General features: G+C 61.4%; 13 protein-coding genes. All 13 read right to left on the reverse strand.

The genetic code is table 11. From position 1 onward, the window contains the following. Nucleotides 1–57: 57 nt before the first annotated feature. Entirely contained in the window at nt 58–1,377 is a 1,320-nt protein-coding gene (locus tag DM373_RS01490) for an FkbM family methyltransferase (RefSeq protein WP_110991864.1), read from the reverse strand. Nucleotides 1,378–1,468: 91 nt separating this feature from the next. After that, nucleotides 1,469–2,383, reverse strand: a complete 915-nt coding sequence (locus tag DM373_RS01495; protein WP_110991865.1) for a hypothetical protein — start codon at nt 2,381–2,383, stop codon at nt 1,469–1,471. Beyond that, nucleotides 2,383–3,672, reverse strand: coding sequence for a hypothetical protein (locus tag DM373_RS01500; protein WP_244215024.1), 1,290 nt, complete (start codon nt 3,670–3,672; stop codon nt 2,383–2,385). The genes DM373_RS01495 and DM373_RS01500 overlap by 1 nt, the downstream gene beginning before the upstream one ends. Further along, on the reverse strand, nt 3,660–4,640 hold the full coding sequence (locus DM373_RS01505) for a nucleoside-diphosphate sugar epimerase/dehydratase (RefSeq protein ID WP_208642776.1): 981 nt from the start codon (nt 4,638–4,640) through the stop codon (nt 3,660–3,662). The genes DM373_RS01500 and DM373_RS01505 overlap by 13 nt, the downstream gene beginning before the upstream one ends. 70 nt (nt 4,641–4,710) lie before the next feature. Continuing rightward, a complete protein-coding gene (locus DM373_RS01510) occupies nt 4,711–5,769 on the reverse strand; it encodes an FkbM family methyltransferase (protein WP_110991866.1) in 1,059 nt (352 codons plus the stop codon). Further along, a complete protein-coding gene (locus DM373_RS01515; protein ID WP_110991867.1) occupies nt 5,759–6,517 on the reverse strand; it encodes a TylF/MycF/NovP-related O-methyltransferase in 759 nt (252 codons plus the stop codon). The genes DM373_RS01510 and DM373_RS01515 overlap by 11 nt, the downstream gene beginning before the upstream one ends. After that, on the reverse strand, nt 6,514–8,319 hold the full coding sequence (locus DM373_RS01520; RefSeq protein ID WP_244215025.1) for a thiamine pyrophosphate-binding protein: 1,806 nt from the start codon (nt 8,317–8,319) through the stop codon (nt 6,514–6,516). The genes DM373_RS01515 and DM373_RS01520 overlap by 4 nt, the downstream gene beginning before the upstream one ends. 26 nt (nt 8,320–8,345) lie before the next feature. Continuing rightward, nucleotides 8,346–10,244, reverse strand: coding sequence for an N-acetylneuraminate synthase family protein (locus DM373_RS01525; protein ID WP_110991868.1), 1,899 nt, complete (start codon nt 10,242–10,244; stop codon nt 8,346–8,348). Beyond that, nucleotides 10,241–11,605 (reverse strand): GHMP family kinase ATP-binding protein, encoded by a 1,365-nt coding sequence (locus DM373_RS01530; protein WP_110991869.1) that lies wholly within the window; start codon nt 11,603–11,605, stop codon nt 10,241–10,243. Before DM373_RS01530 ends, DM373_RS01525 begins: the two co-directional genes overlap by 4 nt. After that, a complete protein-coding gene (locus DM373_RS01535) occupies nt 11,602–12,294 on the reverse strand; it encodes a sugar phosphate nucleotidyltransferase (RefSeq protein ID WP_110991870.1) in 693 nt (230 codons plus the stop codon). Before DM373_RS01535 ends, DM373_RS01530 begins: the two co-directional genes overlap by 4 nt. Continuing rightward, on the reverse strand, nt 12,294–13,616 hold the full coding sequence (gene rfbH, locus DM373_RS01540; protein WP_110991871.1) for a lipopolysaccharide biosynthesis protein RfbH: 1,323 nt from the start codon (nt 13,614–13,616) through the stop codon (nt 12,294–12,296). The genes DM373_RS01535 and rfbH overlap by 1 nt, the downstream gene beginning before the upstream one ends. Continuing rightward, nucleotides 13,609–14,685 carry a CDP-glucose 4,6-dehydratase gene (gene rfbG, locus DM373_RS01545; protein ID WP_167409781.1) on the reverse strand — a complete coding sequence of 359 codons (1,077 nt, stop codon included), beginning with the start codon at nt 14,683–14,685 and terminating at the stop codon, nt 13,609–13,611. The genes rfbH and rfbG overlap by 8 nt, the downstream gene beginning before the upstream one ends. Then, entirely contained in the window at nt 14,667–15,437 is a 771-nt protein-coding gene (gene rfbF / locus DM373_RS01550) for a glucose-1-phosphate cytidylyltransferase (RefSeq protein ID WP_110991873.1), read from the reverse strand. Before rfbF ends, rfbG begins: the two co-directional genes overlap by 19 nt. Nucleotides 15,438–15,473 lie beyond the last annotated feature (36 nt).

The raw sequence follows: 15,473 nt of genomic DNA on the forward strand, positions 1-15,473 counted from the left end.
TCAGGGACTCATGGGTATTGGGAACGAGGGGTGGAAATGCCGCCGCGGCCCACTGCCCTAATAGAAATACAAGGTGATGTCTTCCAGGATGTCCGCATATAAACGAATGCCCACTCGGTAGTCACCGCGGATGGACCGCACTTCATCCATCAAGCACCAGTAATCGTCGGACCGATGATAGGCACAGACAGCCAACACGGGCTTGTCGCGCTCGATGATCCCCCGGGCGCCCCGCAAGGCAGAGGCTTCCATACCCTCGATGTCGAGCTTGAACAAGCCAACTTTGCCCGGCACCACGGCATCCAGGGGCACGCCCTGAATGAAAGAGGTGATGTTTGCGGGCACCTCACTGCTCAACTCGCTGGCAATGTCATAAGTCAATTCAGGCTGATAGACAGCGCGGCTGGGTGCTTCGTCCAGCCCCATGTTGAACAGCCAGACTTCAGGGCGATCGGCGACACTCTTGAGCGCTTCGTAGTACGCCGGCAATTCGGGCTCGAACAGCCAAGCCTGCTCGACCGGCCCAAAATGTTTCTCCAGGCGATGCAGGGTGTCGCCCGCTGCTGCACCGGCGTCGACAAAGCGCGCCGCTTGTTCAGGCCGTACAAATGCCTTGTCGAAATACTCTTCATCCCAAGGTGACTTGGCCTGTTCTGCACAGTCGATCGACAGGCGCGTTCGCATGCCGATCAACGCATCGAAAACCTGGCGTGACGGCTCATCATCCAGGCACAGGAACGCAGAGATGAAGCGCCAAGGGTCACGCAACGGCGCTTCGACAAAACTTGAAAACTGCTCGCAACCCAGGCCCGGCCCCGGGCCATCAAGTGCGTATAGAAACGCGTGCATGTTGACCAGACGAATCCCCGGCACCTGGCTCAATTGCCTGGAAATGGCGTTGCCATGCCTGCCACTGGCAACAACGACGACGGCGTTCTCAAGTGAAAGACTGGAAGGATGAGAGATCGAAAGCCCTTCCAATGAACCACCGTCCTTGGCGCGGTCATTGTCGATAAATCCTTTGACCTCGAGATTCAGCGATTGCGCGTGACGTGCCAGGCGCAAACCGACCTTGAAGGCGCCAAAGATATAGAACCCCTCATTCAGCCGGTCGCGGGCCTGGTGCTTGAACGCCGCCAAATCGGCCAGGCCAGTCTGAGCGTCCAGCAAGCGCTTGATATTGGGGTAGTCATCAAGGCGTGATAGAGCCTGCAGCCTTGATGGGTGCCTGACCACGATGTGGTCTTGAGCATCACGCAGAAGCGCATCCGACCAGCAAACCGGCACACACTGGCCTGACGCAAGTGCGAAGGAATAGGTGCCACCTTTCTGCATCGTGGAAAAATCGGCACCGCACAAGGACAAGCCAGCATTCATCTTATTACCTGCCTAACAAATCAGAATGACCAGGGACCGTCATCCTGAAACAAAAATCAAACCAAGCACCTGAAAAATGCGCTCGCCCTTGTCAATCAATAACGACGTTGAAAAGTGCACTTGCGCGTTGCGGGTACAACGCCACCAAGCGTGGCCTTATACGTTCCAGCCTCTCGGAAATCCATTGATTCAAGATCAGGTTTGGATCAAGCAGTAGCTTTTCCTTTGCAATCGCGGTGCTGCTATTAATCTCGACATAGCGCCGGGCAATATCCAGCACCTGCGCGTCATCAAGATAATTCAACATCACCGAAACATCAGCCGGCGGCACATCGAGACGATCGAGCGCATACTCGATGGCCAATATATCGTTGATGCTTTGCAAATAGGTGCGCAGCCTGACATTGCCATGCTCGACAAGGTAGTGCTGAAGCCGCCCATACGTCGTCACAAACCGGCGTTTGCAAAAGTCATAGACGCGCAGAAAGTGCTTCATCTGCGAAAAGTTTTCTCGAACGGTGCCCAGGCGATCGGTCAGCACACCGCCGCCATAATAAAACATGTCGGAAAAAATCGAGGCCACCTTGGGCGAGGTGTTACCAGGCACCACAGAGATATCAAACGCACGATCATGAACTGTCAGTGAATTCAGGTGCTGAGGATAGTCCTGAGCGAAAACCGCTTCAGGCATATCCACGAACTTCAACGAACACAACTCACTGTCCGCCAGCAGCAGATTCACCTGCCCGGCAATATGCGCGGCACCCAGCAGAGGGGTTTTATTATTGATCACGTCGTACTGATCTGAGCTTATGGCATTCTGCGGCTGGTAAAATGCCAGCAAATCATAATCAGACGAGGCATTGCCCATGCCCAGAGGAATGGAGCCCATCAGCGAGTAGCACGAAATGCGCACTGGACAGTGCCGCTCCATTCGCTCGATGACGTCGTCCACCTGCGCCTGCAAGTCAGCCTTCGCACACACATCAATCAGTTGCGCACGCATTATCGAGCCACCCACTCATCCAGTACAAAATCACACGACTCCGGCACATCGCCCGCCCGTGCGAAGCGATCGGAAATGCGATACAAGCCCCTGACAGCTCGGTCGAATTCGCTTTCTTGATAACCGTGCTGAATTGAACAACCGAGCACGGCGAACGCTTGTGCCAACGGTTCAAGATCAGCGCTTTCTGCCCGCAGTCGAACGCCGCTGAGGCTGACCCTGCCGGTCTCGCTGAAGTTTTTCAGCACGAGGGCACGGCATGACTTGAGCAACGCCTCATAAAAAGCACTGTCTGCCCGATAGGGGACCCTCAGAAAGTACGAATGCATCACGGGATAAGGCAGTTCGGTGATGTTTGAGCGCAGCATGCAATCGATCAGTGCTTTCAACGCGGGCCGATTGAGGTATGCCTCATAGTCCGCATTGGCCAGCTTGAGCGGCACCAGTGATCGCTTGCGATGGATCAGGAAAGCTGCACGGTGCTTGCCGCTGTCCATGTTGAAATGACTTTCATCACTGTTCCAATCCGCGCTGACCGCATGATTCACAAAGAACAAGGGATCGACCGACTCGGTTTGCCGCATGCGCTCATACACCTGCCTACGGCTTCTAAGCACGTTTTCGACCCACGCGTCTGTCTGCGCGATACCGAATTGATCAGCCGCGTTGCGACAGTAGAGTTCCATGTAATGGTTCGGGGTGGCGTCAGCCTCGCCATCGAACCACTTGAACAGCTCCAGGTAGGGGAACAGGGTAAACACCGGGCTGTCCTTGAACAGCCCATTGCCGTTTCGCCGTGCACAGACCAACCAGGCGGGGATCCACGCCAGCACCTCGCCGTCTTCGGCACTGATCAGCGCATCATCCTTGTACTCCGGACGGAAGAGCCCATTCAACGCGGGAATCTCGATGGGCAAGCTCAATTGCTCGTCGATGATGGCGTTGTGAACGCTTGCCATCTGCGCCCGCTCTTCAGCGGATCGCCACGCCATGTTGGAGCCGTTTACCGGGCAAAAGACAACTCGCTCGAAACCCTCTGCCGCCAAACTCAGCGCAATGCTTTCATGCTCGAAAATATTGTTTACACAGACGATGACGAGTGCCGTTTTGTCTGCATCGGCGACACGGCTGACCGGCAGCCCCTCGTGATGGGTTATCTCGGCAGCGCGCTTGTCAATAAAGCCAATAACATTGCAGCGCCCCTTCAGATAGCGCGAGACCATCGTTCCACGATGGGCGGCACCGTACAGAACGAGCGGCGTATCAGACGTCAATATCATAGCGGGCATACCCCCTCGAGCAGGCGCAGAAACTCAGCGTCTGGCTCACGCTCGAGTACCGGGAATGACATGAAAGCAGGATGCTTGACGACAGCCGGGAGCGATTGCAACTGCCGGCAATAATCCATCAGCGCCTGCGCCTGGTGCTCTCTGAAATAAGCGTCCCATTCCGCGCGCTTCATTTTGAGCGGAATGCCATCGAAGCCCTGGCGCTCCAGGTAGAACGCACGATGAGAGCCATCGAGGATATTGAAGCGATGCGAGGCGCCATCGAACACCGCGACTGACGCCGCCTCGCGATAATAGTGCCCCATATCGAAGAAGGTTTTCGCGCGATAGAAAGCCAATTGCTCTTGGGTAAACAACTCATCACAAGGCAGTAGCGCCTTGACCGCCGGATCATCCAGCCGGACATTGGTCGCCTTGTCGATAACGTCCTGTTCCTGGCCTTGCCACTTGAAGTAATCAGCGTAATCGTGATCGATGCCTTCGTAGGAGCGCCTTACGGTGTAGACATAATCCTTGTGCACGATGGCAGTCACATAATCTGAAAACGCGCTCAGCAGGTAGTCGCCGGCACGTACGGTATACAGTTCGTCAAAACTGCAGAACGGCACTGCATAATCACCCGAATAAAATGCGTTCCATGCCTGCGTCATGGCCGCCGCCCTTTCCCCACGCAAAAACGCGGGCAGGTGCAATATCCTGTTGTAGCCGACGCTGTGCAAGGCACGTGCAATGGCCGGGTGGGCAAGGCCATTGCCTATCGCCACGAACACCAGCGCATTGCCATTGCTTTGAATGCACTGCTCCAGTGTCATTACCGGGACCGGCGCATTCGTTACGCCTTGCGGATTGCGATCAATGATGGCGCAAACATTCACACCGCTTTGCATCAAGCGCCGGCAAAAACCAACACCTATCTGACCGCCACCGTAGATAACGACTGGCTCGTCCATCTTGGAAGGTTTATTCATTGACCGCACATCCAATTTCCTTGCAAAGCGACCGCCAGGCATTTCGCTGATGAAAAAGCAGAGATGCTGCTCACGGCTTTCCAGGTATCGCGTAGAGCACTGCATCAAAGGTACTGGGCGAGTGACAGCGCAGGTAGAAGCGGTAGCCCAACTCATAGCCTTGCAGCTGCTCGGCAATTTCCCAGAGGTGTTCCGCACGGTGATAGATGCTGATGGCCAGGTGCGGGCGATGTGCACGCAGCAACTCCTGCGCGCCGCGCAGCGCTGCCGGCTCTTCGCCTTCGATATCCATCTTGAGGAAGTTCGGCGCAAAACCTGGCAAGGCATCATCCAGGCGCACACAGCACACCGGGTTGCCGCCAGATTCGACCAGGTGCCCCCCCGCCCCCAGGCTGGGGTCATATCCGCTCAAGCGGTTGCTGTCGGACACGCCGCAAGGGAAGTGAACCGCGCCCGGCACCTTGCCAAGCTGCGCCGTCAGCTGGCGGTAGTTATCCAGATCCGGCTCGAAGGTCGCAAGGCTGGTGAAAGCAAACCCGGCAGCCAGCAATTCCTCAACGGTGTCGCCGACGTAGGCACCGCAATCGATGAATCGCAGTGGTTCCGGCAAGCGCGGCAGGTCTGCCGGGAAATACTGCTGGCCTGTAACCGCAGGAAGGCAACGCGGGTCACCCAGGCTGCGGTACTCGACTATTGCGTCCAACAGCTGTTTGCTGGCTTCATCCTCAAGCGCAGCGCGCAACGCTGCAATGCGCGATGCATGCTGTTCATAGAATGCAGGGGCAACCAGCCAGTACCGAAACGGCTGATCTTCTGGATAAAGGCGTACGAACTCGACCAGGCTGACTAGACGGCCAAACCCCAAAGCTTCCAGATCATCGAAAATGATCGTGGTATCCACATGGGCGTTGAATACACCGATCAACACACAGGCTTTGGCCGGGTCATGCTCGCCAGCCCAGCCCTGGGCGCTGAAGACCGGCACACCGTCCACTTCACCCAGGCTTTCATCGCGGTCGAGAAAAGCATCCACGCGCTGCCCACGAGCAACCAGATAGTCGCGCACACGCCGCCCGGCGAGCCTGGCCCCGTAGATCAGCAGGTGGTCGTAGCCGAACTCATTCGCCATGATCCGCTACCTTGATCAGCACGGCATGCCCATTGAGGTTATGCAGGAAGCGATACCCGCTGTTCTGCGCGACGAATTCATCGACCATGCGCGTTACCCCTTCACAGCCGTAGAACCCGTAATCGTCGAACACCACCACGGCGCCGCGCACCAGCCTGGGGGCGGCCCAAAGCAGTACATCGCGGGCGGAATCGTATACGTCCACATCGATATGCAGTAACGCCAGCCTGTCACTGACCTGTTCGGCATTGCGCTCCGGGAACATGCCGACCAGTACGCGCACGCTGTCTTGCACCTGGCAACGCTTGGCCAGCTCCAGGACCAGATCGACACCGGTGTCGGCATGCTCGCCGCCGCTGTAGTGGGTGTCGCGTGCCCCGGCCTTGACTACGCCCGTGAACGTATCAGCCAGAAACACGCTGCGCCCCTCACGCTGACCGGCCATTGCCAGCAAGCACCCCGAGCCACCGCGCCACACGCCAACCTCGAGGAAATCACCCTCGACGTGTTCAAGCTGGCGCGCCAGCGTCCACAGCTCGTACAAGCGCATGATGTCGACCAGCGTGTGCTGACGCACGCTCTCGTACGTGCCCAGAAATGCGCTGTCATTGACCCAGGGCGCGTGGCTGGCCATGGGCAGCACGCGGGCATGGCGCACCCGCGGCGATTTCTCATGCGCCCAGTCGCGCTGGCCACGCAGGTAGCCGTAGCACAGCCCGGTCAAGCGGCGCTTGAGCCACACTTTCATGCCTGGGCTTCCAGCGAAACGGCCATCTGCTGCGCCAGCTCTTCGCGGCTGAGGAACGGATACAAGTCTTCCAGGGCACCGGTTACCGGCTTGCCATTTTCATCCATGCGGGTCATGACCCGCGGTATCCGTGGCTCTTCGACCTGGACCAGCACCTCGATGATCACCGGGCCTTCGCGCTCCAGCACAGCCTGCAGGTTGGACTGCAAGTTGGCATGCGACTCGATGCGCGCATAACCCACGCCATACGCACTGGTCAGCTGGGCCAGATCCGGCAGTTGCAGGCCGCTGGTGGCGTCGGCACCGACCAGCAGGTTGAAATGCGCACTTTGCGATGCACGAATCGAGGCATAGCCCTGATTGTTGATGACAAAGCATTTGACCGGCAGCTTCTGCGCGGCCAGGGTCGCCAGCTCCTGGATGTTCAACTGCAGGCCACCATCGCCTTCGACACAGACGGTCGGCTGGCGCCCGGAGGCCAGGCACGCGCCGATTGCCGACGGAATGCCAAAGCCCATCGAGCCCGTGCCACGGTTATGGAAGCAACGCTGGCCCTTCTTGAGGCGCAGATTGAGCAGGAACAACTCGGAGGCGAAACCCGAACTGCCCGGCGCGATCACGTCACCTTCATTGAGCAGCGAAGACAGCTGGTCGGTGAAGTAGTACATGCTCACGCCCTGGCTGTCGTCGGCGTGCTCGCGCTGCAGCAGCGGGTACTGCTCGCGCCACTGGGCGATGCGCGCCAGCCAGTCCGCGTAGGACGGCAGGCGATCGCGCCCGATTTGCGCAGCCAGCGCTTCGATGAAGGGTTTGACGTCGGACACTACCGATACCTCGATGGGCATCTGCAGCTTGGCGATTTCCGCCGGGTCGATATCCACCACGACTTTCTTCGCATAGGGCGCGAAGTGAGCATGGTTGTAAGCGGTCAACGCCATGTCCAGGCGCGAGCCAAGGACAATCAGCAGGTCGCAGTTCTGCAGCGCAAAGTTGGCCCAGCGCGGAGCAATGGAGCCAGGACGCCCACCATAAAGCGGATGCTCGTCTTCGATGATGTCCATGGCCAGCCAGGTCGGCATGACCGGTACGCCTGCGGCTTCGATCAACTGGTTGAATGCTTCGACCGCACCCGCCATGCGAATGCCGCTACCGGCGATGATGCCTGGGCGTTTGGCCTGGCGCAGCAAACTCAGGGTTTGCGCAACCTGCGCACTGATGTCCGGTTGCTCGCCAGCCACAGGCAACTGCGCCCGGCGCAAGGCCGCAGGATCAATCCGGGCAGCCTGCACGTCCAGAGGCACATCCAGCCATACCGGGCCACGACGGCCGCTGAGCGCGGCATGTTCAAGCCGGTCGAAGACTTCGGCTACCGCCTCGGGATCGGTCAGGGTGACCGCCGCCTTGGTAATCGGCTCGACAATCGAAACGATGTCGGCTTCCTGCACGCCAAGCATGCGCAGGCCAGTACCGGCTTTAAGGTCAGCACTTTTGACCTGGCCGGACACGAAGAACACTGGTGTCGAGTCCAGCCAGGCACCGAGCACTGCTGTAACCGTATTGGTCGCACCTGGGCCACAGGTGGTCATGCACGCCGCCGGCCCACCGGTGAGCTTGCCGGCAGCTTCAGCGGCAATGGCCGCCGCCTGCTCGTGCAGGCACAGCACCGGCTCGAGTTCAGGGTGGCGCCCCAACGCGTCATTGAGGTGCATGGCACCGCCGCCAGGCAGGAAGTAGACCTGCCCCACGCCCAGACGCGCCAGGCGCTCCATGATGTAGTCCGCTACACGGATAGTCTGTGTCACCTTGAATTCCCCCTCGAAACCGGCACTTAAGCAAGCCGCGTCAAATACTGCAGTGCCGACCAGAAGCCGGCACCATGATCCTTGTGCCCTTGCCAGACTTCAGGAATGAAGCTGACCTCGGGATGTTGGCGAATTTGTGCCCAGCTGGCCGGCCAGTCGATGTCGCCGGTGCCCATCAGCACGCCTTCGCCGTTGGTGCCCTTGGCGTCGGCCACGTGCAGGTGCGCCGAGTGCGGCAGCAGCAGCGCCAATGCGGCCTGGAAATCGAGGCCGAAGTGGAAGCAGGTCATCTGCAGGTGCGACAGGTCCAGGCACAAGCGCAGGCCGTGTTCGCGGGCCTGGGCCGCCAGTTCGTCGGGCATCATGAAAATGTTCTGGTGGCGCTGGCCGCCGAAGTGCCAGGGGAACGGCGCCATGTTCTGCGGGATCAGCTCCGTGCCGGCGAAATCCACCTGGCGGCAGGCGTCGTGGAAACGCTCGTAGAGTTCGGGGCGCATGGCCAGTGGGCGTGGCGCGTCGGCAGAAAAACCACCGATGTTGGCGACGATCAGCCGGGCATCGGCTGCGGGGAAGAACTCGCCGATCTGCAGGGTGGCATCGACCACGCGCTGCAGGTTGTCGATGGAGCGCCGGCGATAGGCCGGGTCATCTGCAACCAGGTCCAGCAGTTCGCTGTTCTCGAACAGCTCCGGGGCGTGTACCACCAGGCGCGAGCACTCCACATGGGCCAGGAAGGGCTGCGGTTTCAGACTGAGGTCGCGGTAGGACAGGTGGAACTCGAACAGATCCGGCTCGATGCGCCGACGGTAGTCGAGGAAGTCGTGATAGCGCACCGGCACACCCCAACGAATCGGCATGTCGAACGCCAGCTTCTGTTCGGCGGGCTGTTCCTGCAGGTCGCTCTCGAACAAGAAATCGCCCTGGGCGATGTCGCGCTGGGCTGGCTTGCCCAGCAGCTCCGGCAGCCGGTACGGCGCCAAGCCCTGGCCGGGGCTGGCGATGCGCAGCATGCCCGGCTCCAGGACTGCACCACGGGGGATCTCGCGCGCTGCGATCACGCTCTTGCCGAGGTTCTCGCGGTTCAGCAATTCCCCCTGGCTGGCATGCCGGCCAGGGCCTTGCCATGGCAGCGCCAGTTCCAGTTGGCGGATGCCATCCACCAGTTGGCGGAATTCGGTCGGCTCCAAGCTGGCCAGGTGATCCGGGCCTTCCATGTTGCGGTCCAAGGTAATGTGGCGCTCCACCAGCTTGGCACCCAGGGCCACGGCACCGAGGGTGATGGCGATACCGCGCTCATGGCCGGAATAGCCGATCAGGCCGTGCAACTGCTGCAGGCGGCGCAGGTAACCGAGCTGGATATCCCCTTCCGGCGCCGGGTAGGCGCTGTTGCAGTGCAGCAGCGCGAAGGGCGTGCCCAGGGCATTGAGCTGTTCGATGGCACGGACGATTTCGTGTTCGAAGGACATGCCGGTGGACAGGATCAGCGGCTTGCCCAGGCTCGCGGCCTTGGCGATCAGGTAGGGGTTGCTCAGGTCCGCCGAGGCGATTTTCAGCGCCGCCACGTCGAATGCTGCCAGGGCATCGACACTGGGTTCATCCCACGGGGTGCACAGGTAGGTGATGCCCTGTTGCGCGCAGTAGGCGCGCAGCTGGCGGTGCTCGTCGAGGCTCAGCTCGACCTTGTCCAGCAGGTCCTGGATGTACTCCACGCCGAGGTCTTCGGCACGCGAGCCATCGGCCTTGCGCCGGTACAGCGCCTCGCGGTTGCGCAGCTGGAACTTGACGCAGTCGGCGCCCGCCGCAATGGCGGCATCCACCAGTTGTTTGGTCAATGCCAGCGAGCCGTTATGGTTGTTGCCGGCTTCGGCGATGACGTAGACACGCTCGCCACCCAGGGCGATGCCGTCGAGAATAATCGGGGTCATTGGATTTTCGTCCGCCAGGAAGTAACACCGCAGGACTCGAAGCGGAAGCCTTGAGTCTGGCAGCCCAGTGCGCGCACCGCATGCACCACGCGCTGGCGATGCTGGGGCTGTACGTAGAACAGGAAGAAGCCACCGCCGCCGGCGCCGAGCAGCTTGCCGCCGAGCGCGCCGGCCGCCACCGCAGCGGCGTAGATTTCATCGAGGCGCCCATGGCTGATGGCCGAGGAAAAGCGCTTTTTCAGACGCCAGGCTTCGTCCAGGCACAGGCCGAAATCGCGCAGTTCGCCGCGAATCAGGTAGCGGTGCATGCGCCGGCACAGCGCCACGCTGGCGTGGAGCAGGTCGGTTTGCGAGGACTCAGCCTGCATCTCCTCGCGCTGCAGATCATGCAGGCGGCCGGAGTCGTGGGAAATGCCGGTGTCGCACAACACCAGGCAGGATTCCAGCTCGTTGCGGATCGCCTCTTCCAGGCGAATCGGGTGCACCAGGTTGCGCTGGTTCTCGAATTCGATCAGGTTGAAGCCGCCGAAGGCCGAGGCGTACTGGTCCTGCCAGCCACCGGCGATGCCGAAGCACAGGCGCTCGGCCTGGAACGCCAGTTCGGCGATCTCATAGGTGCTCCAGCGATCCTGGCGCAGTTCGTTGAAGACCGCGATGGTGGCCGTGGTGGCAGCGGAGGAGCCGCCCAGCCCGGAGCCCACCGGGAAGTCCGAACGCAGGTAGAGGTCGAAGCCGTACTGCGGCTTGATCACCGAAACGATGGTCGCCAACAGGCTTTTTTCGCTGGCGGCCAGCAGGTCGGCCAGGGAGTCGTAGTCCTCCTCGCGCCCCAGATCCTCGGAGAAAATGCGAATGCCGCGGTCGCCCCGGGGAACCAGGGTGGCATGGGCATAGAGGCCGACGGTGCAGCTGAGCACCGCTGCCGGGTGGTCGATGAAGAAATAGGTCAGGTCGGCACCGCCGCCGCAGAAGCTCATGCGCACTGGCGCACGGGCCCGTGCCAGCACCGGCACTTCCGGGCTGGCCGCCATCAGCCGGGTGTAGACCTCGACCAGGCGCCCTTGCTCATCAACGGCCGGGATGGCGTTGAAACCAAGGTCGAATGCCTTGAGCAACTCCTCGCGCGACGCACCGGCCTGAACGGCGCGGTAATGGCTGTTCATGCAGGTGGTTACCGGCAGGTCGGTCTGGCCGCCCTGCAGCAGGTGGCGACGTACGTCACCGTTGGTGACCACACCCAGCAAACGCTGATCGTCGGCCACCACGAAGGCGATCTGCAAGGCGCCGGCCTCGATGCACTTGACCGCATCAAGAATGCTCTGGCGTTCGCCAATGCTCAGGTTCTGCACCAGCAGGCTCATAACGATGTATCCGCAAAAAATTCGTCGGTGTAGCGCGCGAGCGATTCTGGCGTGCCGATATCGATAAAGCGCCCGCTGTAATCGACAACGGAGACGGCCTCTCGCTGGAGCAACCCGGGCAACAGATCGTGCTCCATGGAGCACGCGCGAACGGCAGTGGCGGCGAAGGCCGGCGCGGTGAAGGCATACACCCCCGCGTTGATCAGGCCGGGCCCCTGCAGGCCCTTTTCCTGCAAGCCAGCCAGGTGCCCCGTGGCATTGAGCGCCAGGCTGCCATAACGGCTGCGGTCATCGACCCGCGCGGCCAGCACGGCATTGCCTTCGCTCAGCAGCATCTGCCGATATCCTTGCGCGTCGACAAAGGTGTCGGCGTTGAGTACCAGATACCGCCCCTGAGCAGGTTGCTCGCGCAACGCGTTGAGCAGTGCGCCGCCCGTGCCCAGTGGGCTCTGCTCCACCACCAGCGACAGTGGCAGCCCTGCATGGCGAGACAGGTCGGCAAGCTGCTCGGCCACCTGCTCGGCGCGGTAATGCGCGCACAGCACGCCTTCGCTGATGCCGGCACGGGCCAACTGGCTCAATACGCGCGCCAGAAAGGGCTCACCGTGAACGGGGACCAGGGCCTTCTGCGCGTCCGTGACGCTGCGCAGGCGTGTACCGAAACCGCCGCACAGGACATAGGCGCGCATCAGCACAGCCTCTGCAGGAAGGTTTCGAGACTGCGCGCCGCATGCTCCAGATGGTCATCGCTCAAACCCGGCCAGAGGCCGATCCAGAACGTGTCGTTCATGATCTTGTCGGTTACCGGCAACTCGCCGGCAACCCGGTATTGCTGCCCCTGCATGTAGGGCTGGCGTGTCAGGTTGCCGGCGAACAGCAGGCGCGTACCCACGCCCTGCTCATCCAGGTAGCGCAACAGCTCGACACGCTTTACACCGCAGCCGTCACGCAGGGTGATCGGATAGCCGAACCAGGAAGGGTCACTTTCGCGGGTGGCCTGCGGCAGGATCAGTTTGTCCGCACAACCGGCCAGGCGTTCGCCGAGCCAGGTGAAGTTGCGCTTGCGCGCGGCAACGAAATCATCGACCCGGTCCATCTGCGCCAGCGCGCATGCGGCCTGCATGTCGGTGATCTTCAGGTTGTAGCCCAGGTGCGAGTAGGTGTACTTGTGGTCGTAGCCTTCCGGCAAGCTACCCAGTTGCCAGCAGAAGCGCTTGCCACAGGTGTTGTCCTCGCCCGGCGGGCAGTAGCAATCGCGGCCCCAGTCGCGGAACGACTCAATGATGCGCTTGAGCAACGGAGAGTCGGTAAACACCGCTCCGCCCTCGCCCATGGTGATGTGGTGCGCCGGGTAGAAGCTGAGGGTGCCGATATCACCAAAGGTGCCGACCATACGCCCCTGATAGGTGGAGCCCAGGGCATCGCAGCAGTCTTCGATCAGCCACAGGCCGTACTTGTCGCACAGGGCGCGGATCACACCCAGGTCGAAGGGGTTGCCCAAGGTATGGGCCAGCATGATGGCCTTGGTCTTCGGGCCGATGGCCGCCTCGATCAGCGCCGGGTTGATGTTGTAGTTGCCCATCTCGACGTCGACGAACACCGGTACCGCGCCGAACTGCAGGATCGGGTTGACGGTGGTCGGGAAGCCGGCGGCAACGCCGATCACCTCGTCGCCAGGCTTGATCGCCCGGTCGCCAAGGCGTGGCGAGGTCAGCGCGGAAAACGCCAGCAGGTTGGCCGACGAGCCGGAGTTGGTGGTGAGTACGCAGCGGCGCCCCAGGTACTTGCCCAGGCGCTTTTCGAACGCCTCGTTGAAGCGCCCGGTGGTCAGCCAGCCATCCAGCACGGCCTCGGTCATGGCCTGCAGTTCGCCCGCACCGATCACCTTGCCGGCAGGCGGAACGCTGCTCTGCCCGGCCACGAAGGGTTTGGGCGCCATCTGCAGCTCGGCGTAGCGCCCGACCAGTTCGGCAATCTGTTGGCGCAACTGCTGCGCCGTACTGTCACTCATGGGTTCCGCCTTGGTGAACCGCGATCTGCTCGCGGGTAACGATGTTCATATCACGCCCTGCGCGCCAGGCCAGATGCCAGTCCAGGGTATGTTTCAGGGTGTCATCCAGCGACCAGCGCGGCGCCCAGCCAAGCCTCTGGCGCGCCATGCTGGAATCCAGGGCCAGCAGGCCGGCTTCGTGCGGCTGGGCATCGCTGGCAACCGACCAGCGCGCCTCGCCTGGCCAACGGCTGGCAAGGCGTTCGACGATCTCGCCGACGGTGGCCAGCCCTGCACTGTCAGGGCCGAAGTTCCAGGCTGCGGCATGCCGCTCGGCGTCAGTGAGCAACCCCTGCGCCAGCTGCAGGTAGCCCATCAGCGGGTCGAGCACGTGCTGCCAGGGCCGCGTCGCAGCGGGATAACGCAAGGTCACCTCTTGGCCGTCCTGCCAGGCGCGAAAGATATCCGGCAACAAGCGTTCGGCAGACCAGTCCCCGCCACCCAGCACGTTGCCCGCGCGCGCAGTGCCCAGGGCAACGCCGGAGGAACGCAGGAAAGAGTCGCGGTAACTCGCGCACAGCAGCTCGACGCAGGCCTTGCTGCTGCTATAGGGATCGAAGCCGCCCAGGGCATCCTGCTCCCGATAGGGCCAGGGCCACTCGCGGTTCTCGTAGCACTTGTCCGTGGTCACCACCAGCACGCCACGCACGGACGGCGTGACCCGCACCGCTTCGAGCAGGTTGAGCGTACCCATGACATTGGTTGCGTAGGTGTCCGCAGGCGCACGATAGGATTCACGCACCAGTGGCTGAGCCGCCAGATGCAGCACCAGTTCGGGCTGAAAGACCTGCAGCGCTCGGGCCAGGGCCGAGGCATCACGGATATCGGCGAAGTCGCCGGGAACCTGCTGTTGCAGCTGCGCAACCTGCCACAACGATGGCGTGGTTGCGGCAGGCAAGGCGAAGCCACGCAGTTCGGCGCCCAGCTGACGCAGCCATACGGCCAGCCAACCGCCCTTGAAGCCGGTATGCCCGGTCAGCAGCACTCGGCGCCCGGCCCAGAATGCCGGATTCAGCGCCATAGCTGCCATGCGGCTTCGCCGTTCTTCCAGTGTGCTTCGAGCAGCATGCGATCACGCAGGGTATCCATCGGTTGCCAGAAGCCACGGTGCAGGTGGCTCATCAGTTGGCCATCCTCGGCCAGACGACGCATGGGCTCGTTTTCCCAGGTGGTGCCATCGCCCGCGATGTAATCGAGCACGGCCGGCTCGAGCACGAAGAAGCCACCATTGATCCAGCCACCGTCGCCCAGCGGTTTTTCCTGGAAGCCGCGTACCTGTTCGCCCTGCACATCCAACGCGCCATAACGCCCCGGCGGCTGCACGGCGGTTACCGTGGCCAGCTTGCCGTGCTGCCGGTGGAAATCGATCAGTCGGGGAAGGTCGACGTCGGACACACCGTCGCCGTAAGTCAGGCAAAAGGTTTCATCGCCGACGTACTCACGGACACGCTTGAGGCGGCCACCGGTGGCGGTGTTTTCCCCGGTATCCACCAGTGTCACCCGCCAAGGTTCGGCATGGCGGTTGTGGATATCCATGCGGTTTTGCGCCATGTCGAAGGTCACGTCCGACATGTGCAGGAAGTAGTTGGCGAAATACTCCTTGATCACGTACCCCTTGTAGCCAAGGCAAATGACGAAGTCGTTGATACCGTAGTGCGAGTAGATCTTCATGATGTGCCAGATGATCGGTTTGCCGCCTATCTCGATCATCGGCTTGGGGCGCAGGTGGGATTCTTCGCTGATGCGTGTGCCCAGCCCACCGGCCAGAATGACTGCTTTCATTGTGCTGTTGGTCCGCATTGGTCGGAGGGGTGACAA

This window comes from Pseudomonas sichuanensis (assembly GCF_003231305.1).
Taxonomy (GTDB): domain Bacteria; phylum Pseudomonadota; class Gammaproteobacteria; order Pseudomonadales; family Pseudomonadaceae; genus Aquipseudomonas; species Aquipseudomonas sichuanensis.